Origin of the sequence: Brevibacterium marinum (assembly GCF_011927955.1) — a bacterium.
Taxonomy (GTDB): domain Bacteria; phylum Actinomycetota; class Actinomycetes; order Actinomycetales; family Brevibacteriaceae; genus Brevibacterium; species Brevibacterium marinum.
Genome location: NZ_JAATJN010000001.1, coordinates 2,504,848 through 2,530,571 on the forward strand (window position 1 = coordinate 2,504,848; position 25,724 = coordinate 2,530,571).

General features: G+C 65.4%; 23 protein-coding genes. 16 read left to right on the plus strand and 7 right to left on the minus strand.

What is annotated here, in order from left to right:
- Nucleotides 1-2 precede the first annotated feature (2 nt).
- Complete coding sequence (gene cydB, locus BKA07_RS11025) at nt 3-1,025, plus strand: cytochrome d ubiquinol oxidase subunit II (protein ID WP_167950941.1); 1,023 nt, start codon at nt 3-5, stop codon at nt 1,023-1,025.
- Nucleotides 1,022-4,378, plus strand: a complete 3,357-nt coding sequence (gene cydC / locus BKA07_RS11030) for a thiol reductant ABC exporter subunit CydC (protein WP_167950942.1) — start codon at nt 1,022-1,024, stop codon at nt 4,376-4,378. Before cydB ends, cydC begins: the two co-directional genes overlap by 4 nt.
- Here cydC and sepH read toward each other — a convergent pair.
- The gene (sepH, locus tag BKA07_RS11035; RefSeq protein ID WP_167950943.1) at nt 4,353-5,426 is read right to left on the minus strand and encodes a septation protein SepH; all 1,074 of its coding nucleotides are present in this window, start codon (nt 5,424-5,426) and stop codon (nt 4,353-4,355) included. The genes cydC and sepH overlap by 26 nt on opposite strands.
- A 213-nt stretch (nt 5,427-5,639) precedes the next feature.
- Here sepH and BKA07_RS11040 point away from each other — a divergent pair, with 213 nt between their 5' ends.
- The gene (locus BKA07_RS11040; RefSeq protein ID WP_167950944.1) at nt 5,640-6,746 is read left to right on the plus strand and encodes a ferrochelatase; all 1,107 of its coding nucleotides are present in this window, start codon (nt 5,640-5,642) and stop codon (nt 6,744-6,746) included.
- Between the two features lie 141 nt (nt 6,747-6,887).
- Here the strand turns inward: BKA07_RS11040 and BKA07_RS11045 are convergent, their stop codons facing one another.
- Nucleotides 6,888-7,115: a hypothetical protein gene (locus tag BKA07_RS11045; protein WP_167950945.1), complete on the minus strand. Its 228-nt coding sequence runs from the start codon at nt 7,113-7,115 to the stop codon at nt 6,888-6,890.
- 286 nt (nt 7,116-7,401) lie between these two features.
- On the opposite strand from BKA07_RS11045, the gene BKA07_RS11050 reads away from it, so the two are divergent.
- Together BKA07_RS11050 and BKA07_RS19955 are read left to right on the plus strand one after the other, a co-directional pair.
- On the plus strand, nt 7,402-7,701 hold the full coding sequence (locus BKA07_RS11050) for a DUF4193 domain-containing protein (RefSeq protein ID WP_092107696.1): 300 nt from the start codon (nt 7,402-7,404) through the stop codon (nt 7,699-7,701).
- On the plus strand, nt 7,623-7,901 hold the full coding sequence (locus tag BKA07_RS19955; protein WP_425339331.1) for a pentapeptide repeat-containing protein: 279 nt from the start codon (nt 7,623-7,625) through the stop codon (nt 7,899-7,901). Before BKA07_RS11050 ends, BKA07_RS19955 begins: the two co-directional genes overlap by 79 nt.
- Here BKA07_RS19955 and BKA07_RS11060 read toward each other — a convergent pair.
- Entirely contained in the window at nt 7,891-8,346 is a 456-nt protein-coding gene (locus BKA07_RS11060; protein ID WP_167950947.1) for a DUF3093 domain-containing protein, read from the minus strand. The two genes, BKA07_RS19955 and BKA07_RS11060, sit on opposite strands and share 11 nt — an antisense overlap.
- A 64-nt stretch (nt 8,347-8,410) precedes the next feature.
- Between BKA07_RS11060 and dut the strand changes: the two genes are divergently transcribed.
- Genes dut through BKA07_RS11075 form a run of 3 tightly spaced genes read left to right on the plus strand, consistent with a single transcriptional unit; the run spans nt 8,411 to nt 10,176 of the window.
- Nucleotides 8,411-8,884, plus strand: a complete 474-nt coding sequence (gene dut, locus BKA07_RS11065) for a dUTP diphosphatase (RefSeq protein ID WP_342449036.1) — start codon at nt 8,411-8,413, stop codon at nt 8,882-8,884.
- Between the two features lie 6 nt (nt 8,885-8,890).
- A complete protein-coding gene (locus tag BKA07_RS11070) occupies nt 8,891-9,796 on the plus strand; it encodes a DUF3710 domain-containing protein (protein WP_167950949.1) in 906 nt (301 codons plus the stop codon).
- A gap of 5 nt (nt 9,797-9,801) precedes the next feature.
- The gene (locus BKA07_RS11075) at nt 9,802-10,176 is read left to right on the plus strand and encodes an OB-fold nucleic acid binding domain-containing protein (RefSeq protein WP_167950950.1); all 375 of its coding nucleotides are present in this window, start codon (nt 9,802-9,804) and stop codon (nt 10,174-10,176) included.
- A 31-nt stretch (nt 10,177-10,207) separates the two neighbouring features.
- Here the strand turns inward: BKA07_RS11075 and BKA07_RS11080 are convergent, their stop codons facing one another.
- Together BKA07_RS11080 and BKA07_RS11085 are read right to left on the minus strand one after the other, a co-directional pair.
- The gene (locus BKA07_RS11080) at nt 10,208-10,891 is read right to left on the minus strand and encodes a potassium channel family protein (protein WP_167950951.1); all 684 of its coding nucleotides are present in this window, start codon (nt 10,889-10,891) and stop codon (nt 10,208-10,210) included.
- Nucleotides 10,888-11,559, minus strand: coding sequence for a potassium channel family protein (locus BKA07_RS11085; protein WP_167950952.1), 672 nt, complete (start codon nt 11,557-11,559; stop codon nt 10,888-10,890). Before BKA07_RS11085 ends, BKA07_RS11080 begins: the two co-directional genes overlap by 4 nt.
- A gap of 136 nt (nt 11,560-11,695) precedes the next feature.
- On the opposite strand from BKA07_RS11085, the gene BKA07_RS11090 reads away from it, so the two are divergent.
- Nucleotides 11,696-13,606: an APC family permease gene (locus tag BKA07_RS11090; protein ID WP_167953135.1), complete on the plus strand. Its 1,911-nt coding sequence runs from the start codon at nt 11,696-11,698 to the stop codon at nt 13,604-13,606.
- A gap of 5 nt (nt 13,607-13,611) precedes the next feature.
- Nucleotides 13,612-14,925: a class I SAM-dependent RNA methyltransferase gene (locus BKA07_RS11095; protein WP_245161927.1), complete on the plus strand. Its 1,314-nt coding sequence runs from the start codon at nt 13,612-13,614 to the stop codon at nt 14,923-14,925.
- A gap of 71 nt (nt 14,926-14,996) precedes the next feature.
- Here BKA07_RS11095 and BKA07_RS11100 read toward each other — a convergent pair whose 3' ends face one another.
- On the minus strand, nt 14,997-15,188 hold the full coding sequence (locus BKA07_RS11100; protein WP_167950953.1) for a hypothetical protein: 192 nt from the start codon (nt 15,186-15,188) through the stop codon (nt 14,997-14,999).
- 276 nt (nt 15,189-15,464) lie between these two features.
- On the opposite strand from BKA07_RS11100, the gene acnA reads away from it, so the two are divergent.
- The 3 genes from acnA (at nt 15,465) to BKA07_RS11115 (ending at nt 21,378) form a co-directional block, all read left to right on the plus strand.
- Nucleotides 15,465-18,149, plus strand: a complete 2,685-nt coding sequence (acnA, locus tag BKA07_RS11105) for an aconitate hydratase AcnA (RefSeq protein ID WP_167950954.1) — start codon at nt 15,465-15,467, stop codon at nt 18,147-18,149.
- Between the two features lie 403 nt (nt 18,150-18,552).
- Nucleotides 18,553-20,085, plus strand: coding sequence for an Abi family protein (locus BKA07_RS11110; RefSeq protein ID WP_167950955.1), 1,533 nt, complete (start codon nt 18,553-18,555; stop codon nt 20,083-20,085).
- 318 nt (nt 20,086-20,403) lie between these two features.
- Nucleotides 20,404-21,378: a hypothetical protein gene (locus BKA07_RS11115; RefSeq protein ID WP_139908196.1), complete on the plus strand. Its 975-nt coding sequence runs from the start codon at nt 20,404-20,406 to the stop codon at nt 21,376-21,378.
- Between the two features lie 227 nt (nt 21,379-21,605).
- Here BKA07_RS11115 and BKA07_RS11120 read toward each other — a convergent pair whose 3' ends face one another.
- A complete protein-coding gene (locus tag BKA07_RS11120; RefSeq protein ID WP_092013154.1) occupies nt 21,606-21,950 on the minus strand; it encodes an ArsR/SmtB family transcription factor in 345 nt (114 codons plus the stop codon).
- Nucleotides 21,951-22,024: 74 nt separating this feature from the next.
- Here BKA07_RS11120 and BKA07_RS11125 point away from each other — a divergent pair, with 74 nt between their 5' ends.
- The 3 genes from BKA07_RS11125 to BKA07_RS11135 are packed head-to-tail and all read left to right on the plus strand — an operon-like array spanning nt 22,025 to nt 25,666.
- Nucleotides 22,025-23,353: an NAD(P)-binding domain-containing protein gene (locus tag BKA07_RS11125; protein WP_092013157.1), complete on the plus strand. Its 1,329-nt coding sequence runs from the start codon at nt 22,025-22,027 to the stop codon at nt 23,351-23,353.
- Entirely contained in the window at nt 23,350-24,414 is a 1,065-nt protein-coding gene (locus BKA07_RS11130; protein ID WP_092013160.1) for a flavin-containing monooxygenase, read from the plus strand. Before BKA07_RS11125 ends, BKA07_RS11130 begins: the two co-directional genes overlap by 4 nt.
- A complete protein-coding gene (locus BKA07_RS11135) occupies nt 24,407-25,666 on the plus strand; it encodes an MFS transporter (protein ID WP_209043948.1) in 1,260 nt (419 codons plus the stop codon). Before BKA07_RS11130 ends, BKA07_RS11135 begins: the two co-directional genes overlap by 8 nt.
- The last annotated feature ends 58 nt before the right edge of the window (nt 25,667-25,724 follow it).

Here is a 25,724-nt window from a genome sequence, read left to right on the forward strand (position 1 = left end):
CGATGGAAATGCTCGCCACGATCTGGTTCGTCCTCATCATCGTGCTGTGGACGGGTTACCTGTTCCTCGACGGATTCGACCTCGGAGTCGGGATGCTCATGCCGGTGCTGAGTCGAACCGAGCGGCAGAAGCGCGTGCTGCTCAACACGATCGGACCGACATGGGATGGCAACGAGGTGTGGCTGATCACCGCGGCCGGCGCAACCTTCGCGGCCTTTCCGCACTGGTACGCCTCGCTGTTCAGCGCCCTCTACATACCCCTGACCCTGTGTCTGCTGGCGCTGATCTTCCGCGCCGTCGCCATCGAGTACCGCGGCAAGGGCCACTCCCGGGCATGGAAGTCCTTCTGGACCTGGGCGATGGCGCTGGGCTCGGCCGGGACCGCGTTCTTCGTCGGAGCCCTGCTGGCCATCACCTCCAGCGGGCTGCCGCTCAATGAGCACGGTGACATCGTCGGCGGGGCCTTCGCCTGGTTCGGTTGGCCAGCCGTCTTCGGCGGTCTGGGCGGAATCGGCTTCGCCCTCGTCCACGGCCTGATCTTCCTCGGGCTCAAGACCCAGGAGCACGTGCGGGAGAAGGCCCGGCGGTGGGCGATGCGTCTGATGCTGCCGGGATCGGTCGGCTTCCTCGTCTGGTTCTCGCTCTCGATCACGAAGGCCACGTGGCTCACGGCCGTCGTCGCAGCGGCCCTGATCGCTCTGGCGGCGACTTTCTTCGCGGTGCGTGCCGGAGCGGAGAAGACCGCTTTCGCACTGCACGGAATCTACCTCGGATCGGGAATCTTCGCCGTGTTCGCCGGCGCCTACCCGAATGTGCTGCCGTCCACGCTGGATCCGGCCGATTCACTGACCATCGCCTCGGCGTCGTCATCGGATTACACGCTGACCGTGATGCTGGTCGCGACGGTGATCTGCCTGCCGATCATCATCGGCTACCAGATCTTCAGCTACCGGATGTTCCTCGGCCGGATCGCCGAAACACACATCCCCGAAGCCCACAGGGTGCCGGTGGCGATCAGATCATGAGATCACCGCTGCGAATCCTGCTCGACCTGCCGGAAGGCCGACGTGGCTTCGGCCTCTCGATCTTCAGCGCTCTGGCCCGAGCGGTGGGTATCGTGCTCATCGCCGAGTCGCTCGTGCGCGCGATCGTCGACGTGAGCCCCCTCGCCGTCTGGGCGGTGCTGGGCCTACTCGGGGCGGCGCTGCGTGGGTCGAGTCTGTGGATCGATCACAGCCTGGGCACCTCCCTGGCGGCCGCGAACAAACAGCGGCTGAGGTCCTCGATTGTGCGGTCACTGCTGACAGGGCGCGGGCAGCCGCGGATGAACACTGCGGTCACCGTCACCCGAGGCATCGATGACCTCGACGACTACTTCACGACGGTGGTGCCGGCACTGAGCGCGGCGGCCGTAGTGCCGCTGACTCTGCTCGTCCGGATCGTGTTCACCGATGTCCTCTCCGCGGTCATCATCGCACTGTGTCTGCCATTGGTGCCGGTATTCATGATCCTCATCGGTCGCTTCACCGAGGATTCGACGGCGGCAAGCAACACGGCTCTCGAGCGGATGTCGAACCATCTGGCCGAGCTGGCCGAGGGGCTGCCCGTGCTCATCGGCCTCGGCCGTTCGAGGGACCACGCGCGGACGCTGCGGGCCCTCGGCGAGAGATATCACTCCGCCAACCTCGCGACACTGCGCATCGCTTTCCTCTCCAGCCTCGCCCTCGAACTCATCGCCACCATCTCCGTCGCTCTGGTCGCCGTCGTCATCGGCCTCCGTCTCGTCTCGGGCAGCATGGACCTCGGCGACGGACTCTTCGTCCTGCTGTTGGCTCCGGAGTGCTTCATCCCGCTGCGCGAACTCGGTTCCGGCTACCACGCCAGCGAAGACGGGCGTGACGCGCAGGAGCGCGCACATGCGCTGATCTCGAGCACCGACAGCACGGCCGGGCACGAACGCGAGCCGGACGGGCGGGTCGACGGTTCCCACTGCGTCATCTACCCGAACGGAACGACGATCGCGTGGACGGACGACATTCCGACCGGTCCCGGCGTCACCGCCGTCCGTGGTGCCTCGGGCGCAGGAAAATCCACGATTCTCGCAGCTCTGGCCGGGACCCTCCCCGCCCGGACCCGGACGACTCTGAGGCCGCGACGGGTCGCATTCGTTTCGCAGGCACCGCGAGTATTCGCCGACACGATCGGGGCCGAACTCGATGTCCACGGTGTGCCGGTGCCACAGCGGCAGTCGGTACTTCTGGCCGCCGGCCTGCCGGACGACCCGCGCCAGTCGACCTCGGCTCTGAGCCCCGGACAGCTTCGCAGGCTCGCCTTCGTACGCGTGCTGCACCGGATCGAGGGCGAAGCACAGATACTCGTCCTGGACGAGCCGACCGCCCACCTCGACGATGAGAATGCGGAGTTCATCATCGGCATGATCGCCGAGGCGGCCACACGTATCCGAGTCGTCCTGGCCAGCCATGACAACCGGGTCGGGGAGTTGGCAGGTCACACGATCACGCCCGAGAATTCCGTTTCGAGTCCGAGCGATGCGGAGACAGAGGCGCACCGAGCAGCGGTCTCTTCGGCGACGTCGGTCTCCTCGGCACCGACCACCGAGACGGTCCGCGAAGCAGGGACCGCGACGGCGGAAGAACAGGCGGCCGCGGAACCTCGCCCGAACCGGCATGAGCGGTGGTCGACCCTCCGGCGACGGTGGTCGCTGCTGCGATCGAGCCTGCCGCTGTTCACTCCGAACATGATCATCGCGCTGCTGTCCTCGTGTGCCTCGAGCCTGTCGGCGATCGCGCTGACCGCGGTCTCCGCCTGGCTCATCGTCGAGGCCTCGTACCAGCCTCCCATCATGCTCCTCTTGGTCGCCATCGTCGGTGTGCGGTTCTTCGGACTGAGCCGGTCCGTGCTGCTCTACCTCAGTCGACTCAAGCTGCACTCGGCGATCTTCGCGTCCCTGGGCAGGCTGCGCTCCCGACTCTGGAGGCACTTCGAGACCGTCGGCATGGGCGACCGGAAGCTGCTGACCTCCGATGCCGCATTGGCCACGATGGTCTCCGATGCCGACGACGTCCGGGATCTGATTCCCAGGACGCTCTTCCCACCGGTCGCCTCCGCTCTGGTCTTCGTCGCCGTGCTCATCGCCACCTGGGCGCTCGACCCTGCCTCTCTGCCGTTGTTCGTGGCCTTCGGCCTGCTCGACCTCCTTGTGCTCTCCGGGATGGTCGTGAGAAGCCAGAGCCGCCTGGCGGGCCGCATCCGTCGCGTGCGCAACCGGATCCTCACGGTTCTCACCCGCGCCCTGAACGCCAAAACGGACCTGCGGACGAACCGCGCCGAGGCGGCGGTGCTGATGGCGCTCGAGCGGGAGGAGCGCGACCTGGAGGCGGCCGCGCGTCGTTCCTCCCGCAACTTCGGTGCTGCACAGCTGTGGCTGCAGCTGACGACGGTGGCGACCGCGATGCTCATCGCAGTGACCTCGTCGGCACCGACCGAGATCCTGGCTGTCCTCGTCCTCATGGCACTGGGGCTCAACGACGTCTTCTCACAGTCACTGGGCGCCTTCCGTCAGTTGCCGAGCCTCGGAGTCGTCCTCGACCGACTGCCCGACCTCTCATCCCCGCAGTCGGCATCATCGCATGATCCCGATGGTGAGCCGGCCGGCGACGAGGCGCTCGGCCAGAGGCCGGTGACGAGTCTCGAACTCGAGCAGATGTCGGTCGGATGGGATGCCGGTCCCGTCGTCGAGGACGTGGACCTGCACGCACAGAGGGGGCAGTGGACCGTCGTGGTCGGCGACAGCGGCTCGGGAAAGTCGACGACGCTGAGCGTGCTGCTGCGGTTCCTCGACCCGTGGACGGGCAGATACCATGCCGAGGACGAGGCAGGAGCGCGGACGGACATGCTGGAACTGAGCCCGGCGGACCTCGCGGGAAGGATCGCATGGTGCCCGCAGGAGGCGCACATCTTCCGATCGACCGTGAGAGGAAATCTGGCGATCGCGCGCGCCGACGCGCCCACCGATGAGCGGATGTACGCAGCTTTGAGGGGTGCGGGACTCGACGAATGGGCGAACCCGGCCGGACTCGACCTCTGGGTCGGCGACCACGGCACCGAGGTGTCCGGTGGTCAGCGTCAGCGTCTGGCCGTGGCCAGAACCCTGCTCAGCGGTGCGGAGGTGATCGTGCTCGACGAACCGACTGCGCATCTCGACGACGACATGGCATACAGGCTCATGAGAGATCTCCGGACGAATCTGGACTCACACACCGTTGTGATGGTCACCCACGATCACAGTCTGATCGCCGAGGATGATCGGGTGGTCGAACTGGGCGGCCGAGTCAGTCTCGCTTCGAGCCGAACATGATCTCGTCCCAGCTGGGGATCGAGGCACGGCTGCTCTTCTTGGTCTTCGGCTTCGCTTCCGTGTCCTTGCCCTGATCTGATTCTCCGCCGACACCCGGCTCATTGAGCAGGGACAGCTGATTGTCATCATCGAATCTGTCGACCTCCTGAGTCGGCTCCTGCGGTTCGTCAGGATCGACCTGAGAGGGCTGCTCGAACGCGAAGATCTCGTCGTCCGTGGCATCTTCGGGCCGACCAGGTGCGGTGTGGGCACCCTGAGGGTGGGTCTCCGGGTCCTCGGTGACCGCGCGCAGACGACCACGCGGCTCCTCGTCCTCGTCGTGACGGCGACGCTTGCGCAGGTTCTCCAGGATTCGTCCGGTCTCCGCCTGGTGGTCGCGGGTGGCGGGGGAGGCCTCGGACGTCGTCGGTGGAGGCGTGGGTGCCTCGATCTCCTCGGTGTTCCTCTGGCGTTCGGTGCCGCTTCCGTAGTTGGGGATCGGGCCGGTGTCGGTCGGTCCGGAGTCGGCCAGCCATTTGGCCTCATCATCGATGGGAGTCAGGGACCGACGGTAGAAGTTCCAGCCCGCAGTCCGAATCCGACCGGCGGCGGTGAAGCTGAGTTGGATGTACCAGTTGCCGTCCTGCTGCTTCCACGCGTCCCACTCCATCGTTTCGATGTCGACGTCGCGCATCGCCAGACGTGTCTGGCACAGTTCCAGCAGGGGAGTCGGATCCCCATTGGGGTCATGGTCGGAGTAGATCGGGTGCTGACTGGCGTTGTAGGCCGTGTGTGCGCGTTCGGCCAGGGCGGGACGCTCGTAGGTGCGGACCTGTTCGATATCGGCACCCGTGGAGGCGATGACCTCCTCGGCGCTCATCCCGCCGCGGATCATCGCCTGGATGTCACGGGGCCGGACAGGGGTGTCGGACCGACTCGTGGTGCGGTCCCTGCGGACAGCCGCGTACAGAGCTTCGTCGAGAGCCAATCGATACTGCAGCCCGTTCTCGTCGTTCAGCAGCAGATGAGTGCCGTCGGCGTCGACTCCGTTCAAGATCAGTTCACGCATGCCTTAAGCTCCTTTATCGCGTCTCCTCTGCATCGTGTCACGTCCGAAGCCCCCGACGGGGCAGATTCGCGCGCGAGTCGCGAAATGACGGGGCTGCGCGGTGAGCGGGATCTGCTCACTGTGCTGAGCGGGGCCGACTCGTGCGATGAGCGGGACCGACTCACTGTGCGGACAGCGGGCAACGTGACTCTACAAGCTGTAAAATCGGAAACTGTGATTAACACTGCCCCCATCGACACTCTCGTCCTCATGTCATTCGGAGGACCGGAGGCCGAAGAAGAAGTCGTCCCTTTCCTCAAGAACGTCACCGCCGGTCGCGGAATACCGGAGGAGCGACTCGAAGAAGTCGGTGAGCACTACTACGGGTTCGGCGGGAAGTCGCCCATCAACGATCAGAACAAGGCGCTGCTGCAGGCGCTGCGGGCCGAACTCGACCGACGTGAGATCGATGCTCCTCTGATCTGGGGCAACCGCAACTGGGAGCCGTATCTGACCGATGAGGTGCGTGCCGAAGCTCAGGCCGGACGGACACGTTTCCTGTCGATCGACACCTCGGCGTATTCCTCCTACTCCTCCTGCCGACAGTACCGAGAGGACTTCGCTGAGACCGTCGAAGCGCTGTCTGCCGAGGGGACAGCCGTGACGATCGACAAGATCCGGCAGTTCTACAACCATCCCGGCTATGCCGAGGCCTGCGCCCATCACCTGCGGGAGGGGCTGACCGACTTCACGGAGCAGGTCGGCGGCCTCGACGCAGACAGGCATCGGATACTGTTCGTCACCCACTCGATCCCCAACGTCATGCAGGATGCGTCTGCGGTGGCCACCAGCGGATACCGAGCCCAGCACGAAGAGCTCATGAGCCACCTCGTGGACGGGCTGCCCGAATCCGAGAGGCTGCCGGCGGAGTTGGTCTACTGCTCCCGGTCGGGGTCGCCGGAGGTCCCCTGGCTCGAGCCCGATGTCAACGACCGGATGACCGAGCTCGCCGCCGACGGTGTCACCGGTGTCATTCTCGTGCCCATCGGATTCATCTCCGACCACATGGAGGTCGTCTTCGATCTCGACACCGAGGCCAAGGAGACGGCTGCGGACCTCGACCTCGCCTTCACCCGCGTCGCAACCGTCGGGACGCACCCCCGCTTCGTGTCGAGCCTGGTCGACCTCGTCGAGGAGCGGATCGCGCAGCTGCGCGGCGAACGACCGCACGCGCCGACGATCCCCGGCTCGACCGCGCTGACTCCGGGGAGCGGTGCCTGCAGCATCGACTGCTGTCGTGGCCGCATCGAACGAGCCACAGAACCCGACTGGCCGGCCTGAGTTCACCCAAATGGTCGGCCTGAGCCCAGCTGGTCGACCTGAGTTCGACGCCGCGCGCGCCGCGCCGCTGAGCCCCGACAGAAATCCCTCCCCTGCAGTAGATGCAGGGGAGGGATCGTCGATTCTGCGGGAATCGGTGCCTCAGGTCTCTTCCGGTTCGGGGATGACGGGGATCGCCCCGGTCTCGGCTTCGATCACGGCAGCGATCGGTCCGGTGTCGACATCGTTGCGATCGGCGATCTCCAAGAGGTTCTGCAGATCGTCGATGAGGTTCTCGACGAGGTAATCGTCTCCGGCTGACCGGGCTTCATGAATGCGATGACGGACATCGTCGATCCTGGTATCGAGTTGATTTGCGAATTCACTCATCGTGTATCCGTCCTTCCTCGGGTCGTCCCTCACGGGTGAGGAGATCCCGGTTTCATTCACCGACAAAGTGCTATCGGGGCTATTCGACTTATGTATTCTCGCAGAGCTTTTCGAGAATCGTATGTGTGCACCGACATGAGACGACTCATCAGTGATGAGAATCACTGTTAACAAGGACGATCTGATGTTGCCAACAGCAACCATTCAGTGCACAATGCTGGGGACACGTTTGGCGAGAGGGGTTGAAAATCCTCTTCAGCACACCCGACAGAGAGCGATGAGCCATATGGCAACGGATTACGACGCACCTCGTAAGCAAGACGATGAAATCAAAAGCGATTCGATTGAACAGCTGAAGGCTTCACGTTCGCAGGCGCAGGCAAGCAAGATCGACGAAGACGAGACCGCGGTAGCGGAAGGGTTCGAGCTGCCCGGCGCGGACCTGTCGAACGAAGAGCTCTCCGTTCGCGTGCTGCCCAAGCAGAATGACGAGTTCACTTGCATGGAATGCTTCCTGGTGAGGCATCGTTCGCAGCTGGCGAGCGAAGAGGGCGGGGTTCCCATCTGCACGGACTGTGCTGGCTGAAACGTCTGTCGGACGATGCAAGAACGCGCCCTCATCGGGGCGCGTTTCTGTTTCTCCGCTTCTTGAGCTGTCGGTTGTCAGGGTGCCGACTGTCGGGCTGTCGGTTGTCGGGTTACCGTCTGTCGCGGCGTCGGTTGTCAGGGTGCCGACTGTCGGGCGGGGGCACGGAGACCGTGCAGGGGCGGAGTGTCAGGATGTGAGGGCCGCCGCCAACTCCATCGGCCGCTTGCTCGAGACCAGCCAGTAGGGGGTCGGATCGGTCTCATCGTGGATGTCGATGCGCACCGCCGATTTGGCCCACGGGCGGACCATGAGGAACGCTCGAGCGTCGAGGCCGGTTCCGCGTGCTGTCCGAGCGTCCTCGCTGTCGTATCCGGTGGCGCCGGTGATGTAGCCGCGGTCGATATGGGCATCGCCGACGAAGAGCTGACGATCGGTGACGATGGTCGTGATCGACAGCGAGCGCAGCCACCAGGCCAGGAGGACGAAGCTGACCACGGGAAGAATCACGGCCCCGGTCTTCCACACGGGGAAGACCATCAGCGCAGTCGAAGCCGCAGCGATCGCGATCATGACCCACATGCCGACGGATGGGCCGATCTTCTCCGTGAAGACCACACGCGTTTCTGGTTGAGTCGTTGCCATGTCCTCATTCTCCCATAACGGACTTTTTGGAAGCGTTCAGGCTTCGGCGTTAGAGTGCTTCTTTGTGACAGAAACCCTCAGGATTGACCTCAGACTGCTCGACGCGGGCATGACTCCTCCGACCTACGTGCATGCGGCCGATGCGGGTGCCGATCTGTGCTCGGCCATCGACTTCGTCCTCGAACCGTTCGAGCGGAAGGCCGTGCCCACGGGTATCGCGATCGCGCTGCCTGTCGGTTGTGCAGGATTCGTCCATCCTCGCTCGGGTCTGGCGAGCAGGCACGGTGTGACCGTGATCAACGCTCCGGGAACGATCGACGCCGGCTATCGGGGCGAGATCAAGGTGCCGCTGGTCAACCTCGATGCGGGCACCCCGCTTCGGATCTCGCGCGGGGACCGCATCGCCCAACTCGTGATCCAGGAAATCAAACAAGCAGACTTCACCCTCGTCGAATCACTGGACGACAGTGATCGCGGTGCCGGGGGATTCGGCTCCACAGGTGGAGTCGAAGCAGGTCTGACCGAGAAAGAGGTGTGAACGACCATGGGACTGTTCTCGCGATTCTCCAAGAAGTCCTCTGCGAAGACCGATGACAGCATCGACGAATCGCACGAGACCGATGACGATGTGACGGCCGAGGGGAACCTCGCCGCCGAGGACCTCGCTTCCGATGAGGACTCCGACGGCACCGAGGCGAGCGAAGCCGAAGAAACGGACGCCGACGTCGAGTCGGACACCGACACCGACAACGAGTCCGATGCAGAGACCGAAGAGGCCGATGCCGAGGAGCTCGCCGAGGAGGCGCTGCTCGAGAAGTCCGCACCCTACGATCGCGCCGATAAGGGGCCCTTCGACGCGGCGGAGGACTACCCGGAGATCAACCGACTCGACCTCGGCGCGCTCAAGGTCCCCGTCGTCGACGGCATGCAGGTCCGCCTCGATACGGACGATGACTCCCAGCGCGTGCTGGCCGTGACCCTCATCCACGAAGGCGGAGGCATCCAGCTTCAGGCCTTTGCGACGCCACGGTCGGAAGGCCTGTGGAACACGGTGCGCAATCAGCTGACGTCCAGCGTCGCCTCACAGGGCGGCGAATCGGATGAGCGGCACACCTCGCTGGGCACGGAGCTGGCCGTCGAAGTCCCCGCCAAGACGGAGGACGGTCGTCCCGGAAAGCGTGCAATGCGCTTCGCCGGCGTCGACGGCCCCCGCTGGTTCGTCCGCGCTGTCTTCTCGGGCAAAGCCGTCACCGATGAGGAGATCCGCTCCGAGCTCAGCGCACTGTTCCGCGGCGTCGTCGTCGACAGAGGCCAGGAGGCCATGGCCCCGCGCGAGCTCATCGTGCTCACGGCTCCTCAGGTCGACGGGGACACCGGCGAATCAGACGAGAAGGGCAAGGACGAACTCAACCCGTTCGAACGCGGACCAGAGATCACCGAGGTCCGCTGAGCCCCATGCGGGATCTCATCACGCGCCTCGTGCGTGACTTCGGTTCGAGGGATGCCGAGGCGCGGGCCGATCTGCGGCTGGTTTCACAGATCCCCGGCGTCATCAGCGCCCAGGATCTCCGACCGCGGCAGATGTCGAGGGTCGCCGGAGTCGTCAGCGCCCTCACGCAGTCACGCAGCGGCGACAGCCCGCGTCTGGACATCACCGTCGCCGACGGGACCGGGGAGGTCCACGCACAGTTCCTCGGCCGCCGCGAGATCAGCGGAATCAGACCGGGTGCGCTGATCGTGCTCGAAGGTCGCTTCTGCAGCCACGACGGAGCGCTGAAGGCTCATAACCCGGTCTACGAACTGATCCAGACCCGCGACGACCGGGAGTGAACACGCCGACGGCGGTGCGAGCGCTTCGGACTCATTGTGTTCCTCGGCCTCTTTGTGCCGGGGCCTGCAGAAGGCTCAGAAGTGCGTCCTCCTGATCCGGTGAGGAGAGGAAGAACAGTTCGTCGGCCGCCTCGATGACGTCGTCTGCGCTGGGCGCGAATGCCCGCGAATTGCGGATGACCGCCACGAGCACCGTGTCGAGCGGGAAGGCGATGTCACCGATGCGCGAGGCGACAAGCGCCGAGGATTCGTGGACGGTGAACTCCATCAGACCGGCCTGACCGCGCTCGAAGCTCATCAGATGGACGAGACCGCCGACCTCGACGGCTTCCTCGACCAGAGCGGTCATCAGACGCGGGGTCGAGACGGCGACGTCGACGCCCCAGTTCTCGTCGAAGAGCCATTCGTTCTTCGGATTGTTCACCCGGGAGACCGTACGCGGGACGCCGAACTCGGTCTTGGCCAACAGGGACAGGACGAGATTCGTCTTGTCGTCACCGGTGGCGGCGACGACCACATCGGCTTCCTCGAGTCTGGCCTCGCCCAGTCCCGCCAGCTCACACGCATCGGAGAGCAGCCACTCCGCCCCCGGGATGCGCTCATGCCCCAGTGCTTCCTTGCTCTGGTCGATGAGCATCACCGTGTGCTTCTTGTCGATGAGTTCCCTGGCCACGGAACGGCCGACGGATCCGGCCCCGGCGATGACGACTCTCATTCTTCCTCCATTGCTCGCACGGGCTGGTCGAGGATCCTCTCGATCTCGCCGAGGCGGTCGACCGGGCACATCAGATGGACCAAGTCACCGTCCTGGATGAGCAGGTCCTCATGGGCGAGGACGCCCTCGGACAGTCGGGTGACGTAGGTGACCCGTGCCTTGGTCCGAGCCTCGATCTCCTTGATCGGCCTGGCCACCCAACCCGGATCGAGGTGGACTTCGGCGAGGACGAGCCGGCCCGAGGGCTCACGGAATTCGGTGATCGACCCCTGCGGCACGAGCTTGCGCATGACCTGATCGGCCGTCCACCTGACCGTGGGCACGGTCGGGATGCCCAAGCGTTCGAACACCTGGGCCCGGTCGGGGTCGTAGATCCTGGCCGCGACGTTGACCACCCCGAAGGTCTCCCGTGCGACACGCGCGGACAGGATATTGGAATTGTCGCCGCTGGAGACCGCGGCGAAGGCATAGGCCTCCGCGGTCTTCGCCTGGGAGAGGGTCTCGCGGTCGAAGCCGATGCCGGTGATGGTGGATCCGCTGAATTCCCTGCCCAATTTGAGGAAGGCATCGGGATCGCGGTCGACGACGGCGACGGAGTGACCATTGGCATCGAGCGCTTTGGCCAAGGAGGCTCCAACTCGGCCGCAGCCCATAATCACGAAGTGCATGGGTATTCCTCTCCGCATTGATCTACCATTGGTGCCCGTGGCCAGCAGTTTTTCTGATGCCGTCAAAAGACTACTCGTTGGACGGCCCTTCCGCAGTGAGGACAGGCGTACGCCGGCGCTGAAGAAGCGCATCGCAATGCCGGTCTTCGCCTCCGACATGCTTTCGTCGGTGGCCTACGCCCCGGACGAGATCCTGCTGGCACTGTCGCTGACGTCGCTTGTGGCGCTGACAGTGGCACCGTGGATCGGGGTCGCGGTCGGCGCGGTCATCCTTGTGATCGTCGCTTGCTACCGCATCAACGTCCGGGCCTACCCCTCCGGCGGCGGCGATTACGAGGTGGCGTCGAAGAATCTCGGGCCGCGTGCCGGGCTGGTCGTCGCGGCGGCGCTGCTGGTCGACTACGTGCTCACCCTGGCAGTGTCGATGACGGTCTTCGCCGCCTACATCACGACGGCGTTTCCGCTCCTGGCTCCCTACCGCGTGCCCGTGGCGATCATCGGGATACTGCTCATCACGCTCGCGGGCCTGCGGGGCTCGCGCGCCACTCCTGTCCTGCTCGCGGTTCCGACGTATCTGTTCCTGGGGGCGGTCTTCCTCACCATGTGCGTGGGGCTGATCCGGGTCGGCACCGGTGACACTCCGCAGGCGGAGACGGCCGACTATACGGTCGTCCACAGCGGCACCGGCGACGAGGCCACCCTGGGCCTGGCGACGATCCTCATCGTCCTGCGTGCCTTCTCCTCCGGGTCCGTGGCATTGGCCGGCGTGCAGACAGTGGCCACCGCGGTGCCCGCGTTCAAGAAGCCACGCGGCAAGAACGCCGGCAACACCCTGCTGCTGTCGGGACTGCTGGCAGCGCTGATGCTGACCGGGCTGACCTACCTGGCGTCGGTGACCGGGATCAAATACGTCGCCGATCCGCATCTCTACCTGGTCAGGCCCGATGGCAGCGCGGTCAGCGCCGAATACGAGCAGGAGCCCGTGCTCGCGCAGTTGGCCCATGCGATCTTCGACAACGCACCCGTCATGTTCTATCTCGTCGTCCTCGTCGCGGCCCTCGTGCTCATCGTCGCCGCGAACACCGCGGTCGAAGGGTTCCCAGGTCTGGCCTCCCGACTGGCCAGAGACGGATTCCTGCCTCGCCAGCTGGCGACCAAGGGCGATCGGCTGACGTTCTCCAACGGCATCCTGCTCCTGGCCTTCGCCGCAATTCTGCTCGTCATAGCGACACGAGCCTCGGCGACGACGCTGATCCAGCTCTACCTCGTCGGCGTCTTCGCGAGCTTCGTTCTCGGGCAGGCGGGCATGGTCCTGCACTGGAACAAGCGCCTGCGCCTGGCCATCGACTCGAAGGCCCGCGTGCGGATGCACATCAACCGCCTCGTCAACGGTGCCGGATGTGTCATCGCCTCGGGGGTGCTCCTCGTCGTCATCGTCTCCAAGTTCCTCGCCGGCGCCTGGCTCGCAGTCGTCGCGATGGCCGGCCTCTATCTGGTGATGGGCGCGATCCAGCGCCACTACTCCCGCGTCGCACGCGAACTCGCCCCGGAAGTCGACGGGGGATCGCGCACGATCCCGTCGAACACCCATGCGATCGTCGTGGTCAACGAGATCAACAAGCCGACCCTGCGCGCCCTGGCCTATGCCCGGGTGACGCGTTCGAGCCAGCTCGAGGCCATTACGGTCGCCGTCGACGAGGACTCGGCAATCGGTCTGCAGCGCCAGTGGAACGAGATGGAGCTGCCCGTGCCGCTGACGGTCCTCGACTCGCCCTATCGTGAGCTCGTCCGGCCCCTGCTCGCACATGTGCTCGCGATCCGCCGCCGGTCGCCGCGCGACCTCGTCATCGTCTACATTCCCCAGTTCATCGTGGGACGCTGGTGGGAGCACATCCTCCACAACCAAGTAGCCTTGAAGCTGCGCACCCGTCTGCTGCTGGTCCCCAACGTCGTCGTGGTCTCAGTTCCCTGGCGGCTGCGTTCCTTCTCCCGGCAATACGGCGGTGACGGACCCGAGAACGACGACCCACTGTACAGACAGGCTTGACACCGATGAGCGCACCTTCTGCCGAAGAGATCCCGGCCATGGATCTGACCCTGCACATTGAGAGCCCTGCCGCCGGGGGCACCAGCATCGCCCGCCACGAGGGGCAGGTCGTCTTCGTCACCGGCGCGATCCCGGGGGAGACCGTTCGCGCCCGCACCGAGGCGGGACCGGCCGCGAAATTCCTCCGGGCCGACGTCACCGAGGTGATCGAGGCCTCCGATTTCCGTATCACCGACCGTCGCCGGCAGTTCCTCACCGAGGACGCCGATGACTCGCATCTCTTCGGAGGGATGGAGTTCGCCCATGTCGACCTCGCCCACAGTCGTGAGCTCAAGGCCGAAGTCCTGGGCGACCAACTTTCCCGCATCGGTCATATCGACCGTGAGGTCGAGGTCGCTGCCGCACCGGGAGAGAGCACAGGGCTGAACTGGAGAACCCGGGTCCAGTTGGCCGTCGACGCCGACGGACGCCTGGGCATGCTGGCTCCGCGCTCCCACGATGTCGTGCCCCTGGCCTCGGCTCCCTTGGCGACCCGAGCCATCGCCGAGGTTGCCCTGACACAGCTGCGTCTGCCCGGCGCCGATCGGCTCGAGTTCGCCTGGTCGGGTGATCGCGGAGCCGTGATCGTGCGCGGCGACGCCGATCCTTCCGTGGTGGCCGAGCTCGCCCAGGCCCTGCCCACGCGATGGTCGGTGCTCGCAGATGCGAGAAGCGGAACCGGCCGCAGGAGAGTCGGCACCACGGGCGGGCATACCAAGCTGTCCGTGGTCAGGGGAGACGACCAGCTGATCGAAAGGGTCTCCGGGCGTGACTTCAGAGTCGCGGCCGACGGGTTCTGGCAGGTCCACGAACATGCTCCGCAGCTGCTGAGCGCGCAGGTCAACTCCGCGCTGAGTGAAGCGACGCGAATGGTCACCGATCTCTACTGCGGTGTGGGGCTGTTGGGAATCAGCGCTGCCAGTGCCACCGGTGCCCGACTCTACGGGGTCGAAGGGGCGAAGTCGGCGATCGAGAACGCGAAGGTGAACGCAAAGGGCCTCAAGGCCGCCTTCGATGCGACTCGGGCAGATCGTGTGACGATTCCGAACTCGGATGTCATCATTCTCGACCCTCCGCGTTCCGGCGCGGGAAAAGCAGTCGCTCGAGCCCTGCTCGACTCGAACGCGAGGACGATCGTCTATGTCTCCTGCGATGCGGCCACACTGGCTCGGGACCTGGCGATTCTGGTCGGCGGAGGATTCGCCATCGAGAGCCTGCGCGGCTTCGACCTGTTCCCACTGACCGCCCACTTGGAAACGGTCACCGTCCTCAGACGATGACCGTATCTCGGCGTCGGCCTACCTCGGCGAGGACAGGGCTTCACACACGCCCACCTCGGCGGCGGGTGATCCTATACTCGTGTCCTCTGGGGGAGGAGGACGAGGACGATGAGGGCGATGAAGGTCGTGAGGAAGCCCCACAGGCCCCACCAGCCGGCCGATCGGCCCTTCTCGCTCGCCAGTGTTCGACAGATGACGGCGAAGATGATGCCGACGAGGAGTGCGCCGAAGCCGAAACCGGCTCCGAGGGTGAATGGGTCCATGAGTGGCTCCTTGCTCGCAGCTGCTGATATGACCTCAGCCTAGGGAGGCGGTAGGTCTCTTCGCGCTGGAGTTCTCCGGATCTCTGCCGGGGGAAAACCCGATCGTCGGTTCCCCGACAGGCCCGGTTCCGTAGGTGGTCAAGCCCGGGCAAATGAGATAGAATTTATCTTGACGTCAAGATACTTTTGGAAACAACTGTGTCGCGTAAATCGGTGCGCGATGCATGGGTTTGCCCGGTTTCTTGGATGAGTGTCGGATGAAACAGGAGAATCACGATGAGCAACGTCGATACGTTCAAATCGAAGAGCACCCTGACCGTGGGCGATACGGATTATGAGATCTATCGCCTGGACCAGGTCCCAGGTGCAGAGAATCTTCCATTCAGCCTCAAGGTGCTGATGGAGAATCTGCTGCGCACTGAAGACGGTGCGAACATCACTTCGGAGCATATCGAAGCCCTCGGCAACTGGGACCCCAGTGCCGAACCGGCTACGGAAATTCAATTCACCCCGGCCCGAGTGGTCATGCAGGACTTCACCGGCGTGCCCTGCATCGTCGACCTCGCGACAATGCGTGAGAAGGTCGTCGAGCTCGGCGGGTCCCCGGATCAGGTCAACCCGCTGGCCCCGGCCGAGCTGGTCATCGACCACTCGGTCCAGATCGACAACTTCGGCACCGCCGAGGCGATCGAACTCAACATGGACATGGAGTACAAGCGCAACGGTGAGCGTTACCAGTTCCTGCGCTGGGGCCAGACGGCCTTCGACGACTTCAAGGTCGTTCCTCCGGGCATGGGTATCGTCCACCAGGTCAACATCGAGCACCTCGCACGCGTCGTCATGCCGCGTGAGGTCGACGGTGTCCTCCGCGCCTACCCGGATACCCTGGTCGGCACCGACTCCCACACCACCATGGTCAACGGCCTCGGTGTGCTCGGTTGGGGCGTCGGCGGCATCGAGGCAGAGGCGGCCATGCTCGGCCAGCCCGTCTCGATGCTCATCCCTCGCGTGGTCGGCTTCAAGCTGACCGGCGAGATCCCTGCCGGAGTGACCGCGACGGATGTCGTGCTCACGATCACCGACATGTTGCGTCAGCATGGAGCGGTCGGCAAGTTCGTCGAGTTCTACGGCGACGGTGTGGCCTCGGTGCCGCTGGCCAACCGTGCCACGATCGGCAACATGAGTCCCGAATTCGGTTCGACCGCCGCGATCTTCCCGATCGACGAGGTCACCATCGACTACATGAAGCTGACCGGCCGTTCGGCCGAGCAGATCCAGCTGGTCGAGGACTACGCGAAGGCTCAGGGCCTGTGGCACGACCCGAGCAGGGAAGTCGAGTACTCGGAGTACCTCGAGCTCGATCTGGCCTCCGTCGTGCCGTCGATCTCCGGACCGAAGCGCCCGCAGGATCGCATCGAACTCTCCGACGCGAAGAACCAGTTCGCCAAGGACATCCACAACTACTCGCAGCCCGGCGAGGAGAACAAGTCGGCCTCCGTCACCACCGGCGACGGAGCCAACTTCGAGCTGGCCAACGGAGCCGTGGCGATCGCGTCGATCACCTCGTGCACCAACACCTCGAACCCCTCGGTGATGATGGCCGCCGGACTCCTGGCCCGCAACGCCCGCAAGCGCGGTCTGAACTCCAAGCCGTGGGTCAAGACCTCGATCGCACCGGGTTCGAAGGTCGTCACCGAGTACTACAACAAGGCCGGTCTCATCGAGGACCTCGAGGCGCTCAACTTCTTCGTCGTCGGCTATGGCTGCACCACCTGCATCGGCAACTCGGGTCCGCTCGACTCCGAGATCTCGGAGAGCATTCAGGACAACGACCTCGCCGTCAGCGCAGTCCTCTCCGGCAACCGCAACTTCGAAGGCCGCATCAGCCCCGATGTGAAGATGAACTACCTCGCATCGCCTCCGCTGGTCATCGCCTACGCTCTGGCGGGAACCATGGACTTCGACTTCGAGAACCAGCCGCTGGGCCAGGACTCGGAAGGCGTGGACGTCTACCTCAAGGATCTGTGGCCCTCGCCCGAAGAGGTCGAGTCGGTCATCTCCTCGTCGATCTCGACCGATATGTTCGACAACGAATACGGCCGGATCTTCGAGGGTGACGAGCGCTGGCAGCAGCTGCAGACGCCAGAAGGTGCGATCTTCGAGTGGGACGATGAGTCGACCTACGTGCGCAAACCGACATTCTTCGACGGCATGGGACTCGAGGCGGAACCCGTGACCGACATCAAGGGCGCACGCGTGCTGGCCAAGCTCGGCGACTCGGTCACGACCGACCACATCTCGCCCGCAGGCTCCTTCAAGGCCGACACGCCGGCCGGCAGGTACCTCACCGACCACGGTGTCGAGCGCAAGGACTTCAACTCCTTCGGCTCGCGTCGCGGAAACCACGAGGTGATGATCCGCGGCACGTTCGCGAACATCCGTCTGCAGAACCTGCTCCTCGACGGAGTCCAGGGTGGCTTCACCCGCGACTTCACCCAGGAGGGTGGTCCCCAGACCTCGATCTACGACGCCTCCGTGAACTACGCGGAGGCCGATACGCCTCTCGTCATCCTCGGTGGGAAGGAGTACGGCTCGGGGTCCTCGCGTGACTGGGCGGCGAAGGGCACCAAGCTGCTCGGGGTCGAAGCCGTCATCACCGAGAGCTTCGAGCGCATCCACCGTTCGAACCTCATCGGCATGGGTGTGCTCCCTCTGCAGTTCCCCGCGGGAGAATCGGCCGACTCACTGGGCCTCGACGGTACGGAGACCTTCGCGATCTCCGGCATCACCGAGCTCAACGACGGCGCCACTCCGAAGACCGTCAAGGTTTCGGCCGCGAAGGAAGACGGAACCACCGTCGACTTCGACGCAGTGGTCCGCATCGACACCCCGGGTGAAGCCGACTACTACCGCAACGGGGGCATCCTGCAGTACGTGCTTCGCCAACTTGCCGGTAGTTGAGCTGAACCGCTCAGATAGAAGGCGATCTGACAGCTGACATGCCCGCTTATGTGTAGCTCTAGCGTCTCACACATGCGCCCCGTCAGGCTCTGGCCTGACGGGGCCATGTGTGTGGCTATGGTTCAGTCGAGGTGGCGACGCCAGAACGGGTCGTCTGCCCAGTCGCCGATGTCTCTAGCGCGCAGTTGCATGGCCAGTCTTCAGAGCGAATCCAGAGCCCGGCCAACGCATTGACTTAGTGAGGCTGGCGATTCATGAAGGCCTCGTCCTGCTCCGTCGGCCCGTTTGGTCCGTGTGAACCGATGCCGTAAGCTAGTACCAACACGACAGGTCCGCTTCTCTAGATGAGACGCGGGCCTGTTCTCTTTCTGCCCCGCGCCGGGGACACGAGGACGATAAGCAGATGAGCACGCCGGACAGCACCTACGCCAAGCCATTCCTGACGATCCCCGAGCAGATCCAGCGGCTGCGCACGCGGGGCATGGACTGCGGAACAGAGACCTTCGCTGCCGGCGTCCTCGAACGCTACGGGTACTACCGGCTGTCGGGGTACTGGCACCTCTACCGAGCTCGACCCGAGCCTCCTGCAGACCGTTTCGACAAGGACGGCCGCGAGATCCGCCTGGACTCGTTCATGCCCGAGACGAGCCTGGCCCACGTGGTCGCCCTGTACGAGTTCGACCACGAGCTGCGGACCCGTCTAAGTGACTTCATCAGCATGGTCGAAACGTCGTTCCGGTTCCACATCGGTCACCGGCTCGGCAGGGCGGACCGATTCGCCCATCGGCGGCCGGACGACCTTGGCGCGCTCCGGTCGGCGGACCCGAGTGAGTCTCCCGAGCCGACCACTGCCTACCGCGAATGGCTCGAGGAGTACGACCGCCACGAGAAGCGCGCACGCGGAGACTTCGTCGTGCACTTCCGCGAGACATACGGTCCACATCTGCCGATCTGGGTCGCCACGGAGGTGATGTCGTTCGGCGTCCTGAGCGGCCTTTACGACCTGATGCCCCAGGGCGATCAGGAGATCCTCGCCGCGCGCTTCCAAATCTGCACCGCCGACGGTAGCGGCGACCGCGGTGCACTGAGCAATTGGCTTAACAACATCCGCAACGTCCGGAACATCTGTGCGCATTACGGCCGCTTGTGGAACCGTACGTTCGACGTGGTCATCGACGCACCGGGACAGACACGCGCGGACCCGAGCCACCTTCTGGCTTCGCTCGCGGACAAGGGCGTGGATAACAAGCTCTATGGCGTGCTGCTCATCTTGCGTCACCTCATGTTGAGCATCGCGCCGGAGCGGTCGGATGTCGTCGACTTCGCGGACTTCATTGAAGCCAGGTCGCAGGAGATTGGATTCTCAATGTTGCAGCTCGGGTTTCCCGACGATTGGCGGAGCAGCCCTGTATGGGACCGGGGCCTCGCACTCGACACTTCGCCCATGCTGGCGGCGAGTCTGCTTGACCGTGCTGAGTGTCGGACGGCCGCCGAGACGCGAGCGTCGTTGACTGGCGCAGAGGTCATCGACGCCGAGTACGATCGGACGCCAGAGCAGGCCGCGCGAGCGATGAAGGCGGCTCAACGCAGCCTGTTGCGGGCCTATCGGAAATACCAAGTCGTAATCGAGGTCGAACTCGGGAAGACCAGGCACTATCCCGCTTTCCAGTTCCGTGACGGCAAAATCATCGACGCCCTCGCGGAAATTAACAGAATGTTCGTCACCACATACGCAGACACAGACCCAACACTGCTCGCGTCTGCGCTGTTGGACTGGTGGCAGACATCGCACTCTGGATTACCGAAGGGTCCGGACGGCTCGGATCGATCGCCGGCCGACCTGCTGCACTCAGTATCCGAGCGGGACTTCACAGCGGCAGTCGAGGAGGCCGGTGCGATGAGCAGCTTCGTCGCGCCGAGCAGGATGAGCTCGTAGCCCGTTGCATCGCGGGCGACTTCCGCGTCTTGCTCGGGGGTGCCACCCGGGAGGCCAAGTGCATCTATCAGCCGGCCATTGTCGTCAACGATCGGAACGTCTCCGCCTATGAGGAGGAGTTCTCCTTTGGTGTAATCGAAATGTGCGATGAGCTCGCAGGTCTGGAGTCGTGCGTTCAGGGCGGCCACGATTGGCTTCGGTCAATCAGCCTTTCTGAGATTCGTTCTAGAGCTCGTGCACCGACGACCACAGACCATCCCGTCGACCCGGACCAGATTGTTGGTCCTTCTCTGCAAGACGTTCCTGGAGAATGGAGCCATGGAACGACCCCTTGACTTCTGGCGCGATCGGCGCATGCTGTGCGGCGGCTGCGGCCATTGTTTCGTCGTCGACCTGGACTGGATCGACCGCTGGGAGCAGGCGAAGGAGACATGTCCCGGCTGCGGCCTGACGTGCGAGCACGAGGACGCACCCAGAGTGACGGTCGATGCTGGCGACCCTGCCCTGAACGACGACCTGGTAGCACAGTTTTTCTGGTATCACACGAGCACGCAGCCGGACTGGCCGTCGAGGGACTTCGACCCCGCGGCGGACTTGACGCCCGGGATCCGAAGGATGATGGGCGGCGACGAGAGGGTCACAGCGTGGGCCGCGCGGCAGCGGGCGAAAGCGCTCCACGTCGGCACGTACGAGGCCGCGGTGCACAACATGCTCAGGCGAATGCGCGACCAGGCTGACCGAGGCAATCAGTTTTACCTCTACCGGGTCCATCTGAAACCATCTGTCACAGAACGGGAGGGTTGGATCGTCGATCCCAGCAACTGGCTTGGTGACGTCGTCCTCGCCGAGGTCTGCCCTCCAGGAATCGACGTCGCACGCTACCTCAACTACCACGAGGATCCAGGCGGGCTCTCACTGGCGCTGGGACGAGATGCGATCCAAGGCGTTCAGCAGATCGCGGTACCTCTGTCTGATGCCTGGGACACCGATTGGGTGAGCGACGCTGTCGCAGCCCTTGAAGGTGCATCAGACGAACTGATCCCGGCGACCGGGAAGCCGGGCAGATTCTTGCGGCCTTCGTCTCCTCGAGCCGGCCGCGCTGGCGAGTTCGGTGCGGAGCTGGCTGACCTATTGCCGGTCAATCTCCACGACCAGTTCGCCTCGGCTGCCGCGTTTGCTGAGGGTGACGACCCAGCGCGGTGGGCCCGCCGGACAAGCAGCCTGTTCGACCTGGTCAAGAATCCTGGCGAGGTGCTGGCGGAGCTCGATAAGGCTCAGCACCGACCGGTCTGAGCTTGACGACGTGGGCAGAGAAAATCCCCCAAGTGCGCATCGTGGAGAGGCGTGAGGGATGTAGTGCTTTCAAGTTAGCACTGGCTCGTCTTGGTCGACGTGTCCGCTGCGTCGCAGGTTTCCGCAGGCTGTCGCAGCAGGAAGAATCGGTCTTGGTGACGCCAGTGCTGCTGAGCGAGGGTCGTCCGGCAATCAGGCACTCCGTCGACAGACGCGCACGCCTTCCATCAGGCGATGAGCGCCTTGGCTGCGGACGCCAGGGTGTCGATGGTCGGCCGGTAGTACGCCCAGCGGCCGCGCTGCTCGCGCTCGACCAGGCCGGCCTCGACGAGCAGCTTCATGTGGTGGGAGACCGTCGGCTGCGACAGGCCTACCGGTTCTGTGAGGTCGCAGACGCACATCTCGCCCGCGCTGCTTCCGGCGATGATGGACATGAGCTTGACCCGGGTGGGATCGCCGAGAGCCTTGAACACCCTGGCGAGGTCCTGGGCGACCGCGTCGTCGATCGTCTCGCCGAGGACGCAGCAGGGCGCGACGTCGGATGCGGACTCGATGGCTGGGGGAGTGGTCATGGGTCCATTCTGCCTCATGCATTGACATCTGTCGATATGTGGGGCAAGCTCGACCCATCGAAGAACATCAATACATGGAGGTTGAAGTGAATCCCGTCGTCGTTATCGGGGCCGGTCCGCAGGGCCTGGCCGCTGCTGCTCATCTGCTCGAGCGAGGCCTGGAGCCCGTGGTCCTGGAGTCGGGCGACGGTCCGGCATCTGCGGTATCCGAGTGGGGCCACGTCCGCCTGTTCTCGCCGTGGTCCGAGCTCATCGACCCAGCGTCGCGCCGGCTGCTCGAGCCGACCGGTTGGAGCGCGCCCGAGACCGGCTACCCGACCGGCGCTCAGTGGGTCGAGGAATACCTGGCCCCGCTGGCCGAGACGCTGAGCGACCGTGTTCGCTACAGCTCCCGCGTCATAGGCGTGGGCCGCAAGGGCCGCGACCTCTCGGTCGACGCCGGCCGCGCGGAGCAGCCGTTCGTCGTCCACGTCCGCCGCGCCGACGACACTGAAGAACGGCTTGAGGCCAAGGCTGTGGTCGACGCCTCGGGCACCTGGCGGGCACCGAGCCCGGCGGGCGCGGAGGGACTGCCCGCCCTCGGCGAACAGGCCGCCGTCGAAGCCGGCCTACTTGATCACCGCACGCCGAGCCGCGAGGAGGCCGCCGAACTGGCAGGCAAGCACATCGTCGTGGTCGGCAGCGGCCACTCGGCCGCGACCGCGATCGGCGACCTCGCGACAGTGGTCCGCCGCGAGCCGGGCACCCGGGTGACCTGGGCGCTGCGCCGCGGTACCGTCGGCAACGCCTTCGGCGGCGGTTCCGCCGACGAACTGCCCGAGCGCGGTGCCCTGGGCCAGCGAGCGAAGAAGGTAGTCGAGGATGGCTTCATCGACCTCGTCACCGGATTCCGTACCGAGCGGGTCCTCGTCGAAGACGGTCGGGCGGTGCTCGTCGCCGAGGACGGACGCCGACTCGAACCCGCGGACCGAGTGGTCGTCGCGACGGGCTTTCGTCCCGACCTGTCGTTCCTCTCCGAAGTCCGACTCGACCTCGACGTGCGCCTGCAGGCTCCGACGAAGGTCGCCACTGAGGTTGATCCGAATCTTCATTCCTGCGGCTCAGTGCGCGCCACGGGGGCGACCGATCTCGCCCACCCGGAACCGGGCTTCTACATCGTCGGCGCGAAGTCCTACGGCCGCGCTCCAACGTTTCTAGCGATGACCGGATACGAGCAGGTCCGCAGTGTCGTCGCCGAGCTCGCCGGCGATCACGAGGCGGCTGACCGTGTCGAGCTGGAGCTGCCCGACACCGGCGTGTGCGGCGGATCGGGCCTGTTCGACGCCCCGGAGCAGGCGACGTCGGGCGGGTGCTGCACACCCGCGCCCCAGCTGGTCCAGATCGGCACGAGGACCGACGGATGAGCCGCGGTCGCCTGTTGATCGTGGGCGGCGGGCAGTCGGGCCTCGCCGCGGCCCGTGCTGGGCGTGACCGCGGCTGGGAGCCGGTGGTGCTCGAGGCCGGTGACGAGCCGGTTGGGTCGTGGCCGCGCTACTACGACAGCCTGCGGCTGTTCTCCCCGCGCCGGTACAGCGCCTTCCCGGGTCACCGGTTCCCCGGCGACCCCGACGGGTACCCGGGCCGCGACGAGGTCGCCGACTACCTCCGCGGCTACGCAGAGTGGCTGGGCGTCGAGGTGCGGACCAATGCTCGCGTCACCGAGGTCGCCGCCGACGGCCCGGGCTTTGCCGTGGAGCTGGCCGATGGGAGCAGCCTGGTCGGGGATGCACTCATCGCTGCCTCGGGGTCGTTCGCCAACCCCTACGTGCCGATGATCCCCGGCCGGGAGAAATTTCAGGGCCGGGTCCTGCACGTGGCCGACTACCGGTCGCCGGAGGAGTTCGCCGGTCAGCGGGTCGTGGTCGTCGGTGCGGGCAACTCTGCCGTCCAGATCGCCCACGAACTGGCCGACCACGCGGAGACGTCGCTGGCGGTGCGGGACCGTGTCCGGTATGCGCCGCAGGTCATTGCCGGGCGCGACCTGCACTGGTGGTTGCGGTTCACCCGCGCTGACCTCCTGCCGCCGTCGGTCCTCGCCAGGATCATCACAGGCACACCGATCATCGACGACGGACAGTACAGGGCTGCGCTCGAGGCGGCACATCCAGACGAGCGGCCGATGTTCGCCAATTACGTCCCGGACGGTGTCGCGTGGCCCGACGGCTCGCGGGAGCGCGTCGACTCAATAGTCTTCGCGACAGGCTATCGGCCGCACATGCCGTACCTGCGATCTCTCGGCGTCCTCGATGAGGCCGGCGCGCCGAGGCACGATCGCGGCGTCTCGACCGTGCTGCCTGGCCTGGCGTTCCTGGGCCTGGAGTTCCAGCGCTCGTTCTCGTCGAACACCCTGCGCGGTGTCCACCGCGACGCGGGTTACGTCGTCGATGCCCTGGCCAGGCAGTCGAGGGGCGTCGTCGTTGGCTGAGGCTGTTGTGCGGCCCGGGCGGGGAAGGGTGCTGGCTGCGCTGTGCGTGACCGAGATCGTCTCGTGGGGCTTGCTCTACTATGCTTTCCCGGTCCTGGTTCCGCGGATCAGCTCGGACACTGGCTGGTCGTCGGTGGCCGTGACCTCGGCGTTCTCTGTGGCCCTGGCTGTGTCGGCGTTGGCCGGGGTGCCGGTCGGGCGCTTTATCGATCGGCACGGACCCCGTCTCGTCATGACGGCTGGCTCGGGTCTCGGCGTCGTGACGCTGGTGGTGATTGCCGCGTCGCCGAATCTGTTGGTGTTCGTCGTCGGTTGGGCGCTGGCCGGAGTCGCCATGGCCGGAGTGCTCTACCCGCCGGCCTTCGCCGCGATCACCGGCTGGTTCGTTGCGGGCCGACTCGGCGCGCTGACCACGCTGACGCTGGTGGCAGGACTGGCGAGCACGGTCTTCGCGCCGTTGACCGCAGCCGCGTATGACCAGCTGGGATGGCGAGGCACGTACTTCTGGGCGGCGGTCGTACTGGCGGTCCTCACGGTCCCGGTCCACTGGCTCGTGCTGCGACGCCCCTGGCCCCGCCCGGTGCATGTCGACGCGGAGGAGCCAGAGGCTGAGAAGGCATACGCTGCCGGCGTCGTGCGGGACTCACGGTTCCGGTTGCTTGCCGCCGGACTGACCTTGGTGGCCCTGGCGATGTACGCCGCGTTGCTGGCTCTGGTGCCGCTTATGCTCGAGCGCGGCCTGAGTCCTCAGGCCGCCGCCTGGGTGCTCGGCCTCGGCGGACTCGGGCAGGTCGCCGGTCGGCTCGTCTACACCGCTCTTGCCCGGCATGCCTCGCTGACCGTGCGCACCGTGACCGTGTTCGGCCTCGTCACCGTCAGCACCTCGGTGCTCGCTGTGGTCCCCGGGCCGGTTGGTCTGCTGGTCGCGGCGTCGATGACCGCCGGGGTCGGGCGCGGCATCGCGACGCTGCTCCAGGCGACCGCGGTCACTGATCGGTGGGGCGCACGCGGATACGGCCGCCTCTCCGGCGTCCTCGGCCTCCCGGTCCTGCTGGCCACCGCCTTGGCTCCCGGGGCCGGTGCGGTCCTTGCCGAGGTCACCGGCAGCTACGCAACCGGTTTCGCGGTCCTGGCCGCGGTGGCCGCCGTAGGGACCGTCCTCACGGTCGCCAGCACACACGGCAGGGCGACAACCGCCGGTCGGATGCGCCCGCTGGATATGCAGGTCGGCGAGTTCCGCCGTCAATCGTGAGGTCATCGAGGGGATCCCCGGGGTGGGATCAGCGTCGAGCCAACATAAGGATCGACAA

Bases quoted from the DNA above. Each gene is read 5' to 3' on its own strand.
- cydB (WP_167950941.1), top strand. From the start codon at position 3: ATGGAAATGCTCGCCACGATCTGGTTCGTCCTCATCATCGTGCTGTGG.
- cydC (WP_167950942.1), top strand. From the start codon at position 1,022: ATGAGATCACCGCTGCGAATCCTGCTCGACCTGCCGGAAGGCCGACGT.
- sepH (WP_167950943.1), bottom strand. From the start codon at position 5,426: ATGCGTGAACTGATCTTGAACGGAGTCGACGCCGACGGCACTCATCTG.
- BKA07_RS11045 (WP_167950945.1), bottom strand. From the start codon at position 7,115: ATGAGTGAATTCGCAAATCAACTCGATACCAGGATCGACGATGTCCGT.
- BKA07_RS11050 (WP_092107696.1), top strand. From the start codon at position 7,402: ATGGCAACGGATTACGACGCACCTCGTAAGCAAGACGATGAAATCAAA.
- BKA07_RS19955 (WP_425339331.1), top strand. From the start codon at position 7,623: ATGCTTCCTGGTGAGGCATCGTTCGCAGCTGGCGAGCGAAGAGGGCGG.
- BKA07_RS11060 (WP_167950947.1), bottom strand. From the start codon at position 8,346: ATGGCAACGACTCAACCAGAAACGCGTGTGGTCTTCACGGAGAAGATC.
- BKA07_RS11070 (WP_167950949.1), top strand. From the start codon at position 8,891: ATGGGACTGTTCTCGCGATTCTCCAAGAAGTCCTCTGCGAAGACCGAT.
- BKA07_RS11075 (WP_167950950.1), top strand. From the start codon at position 9,802: ATGCGGGATCTCATCACGCGCCTCGTGCGTGACTTCGGTTCGAGGGAT.
- BKA07_RS11080 (WP_167950951.1), bottom strand. From the start codon at position 10,891: ATGAGAGTCGTCATCGCCGGGGCCGGATCCGTCGGCCGTTCCGTGGCC.
- BKA07_RS11085 (WP_167950952.1), bottom strand. From the start codon at position 11,559: ATGCACTTCGTGATTATGGGCTGCGGCCGAGTTGGAGCCTCCTTGGCC.
- BKA07_RS11090 (WP_167953135.1), top strand. From the start codon at position 11,696: ATGCCGGTCTTCGCCTCCGACATGCTTTCGTCGGTGGCCTACGCCCCG.
- BKA07_RS11095 (WP_245161927.1), top strand. From the start codon at position 13,612: ATGAGCGCACCTTCTGCCGAAGAGATCCCGGCCATGGATCTGACCCTG.
- BKA07_RS11100 (WP_167950953.1), bottom strand. From the start codon at position 15,188: ATGGACCCATTCACCCTCGGAGCCGGTTTCGGCTTCGGCGCACTCCTC.
- acnA (WP_167950954.1), top strand. From the start codon at position 15,465: ATGAGCAACGTCGATACGTTCAAATCGAAGAGCACCCTGACCGTGGGC.
- BKA07_RS11110 (WP_167950955.1), top strand. From the start codon at position 18,553: ATGAGCACGCCGGACAGCACCTACGCCAAGCCATTCCTGACGATCCCC.
- BKA07_RS11115 (WP_139908196.1), top strand. From the start codon at position 20,404: ATGGAACGACCCCTTGACTTCTGGCGCGATCGGCGCATGCTGTGCGGC.
- BKA07_RS11120 (WP_092013154.1), bottom strand. From the start codon at position 21,950: ATGACCACTCCCCCAGCCATCGAGTCCGCATCCGACGTCGCGCCCTGC.
- BKA07_RS11125 (WP_092013157.1), top strand. From the start codon at position 22,025: ATGGAGGTTGAAGTGAATCCCGTCGTCGTTATCGGGGCCGGTCCGCAG.
- BKA07_RS11130 (WP_092013160.1), top strand. From the start codon at position 23,350: ATGAGCCGCGGTCGCCTGTTGATCGTGGGCGGCGGGCAGTCGGGCCTC.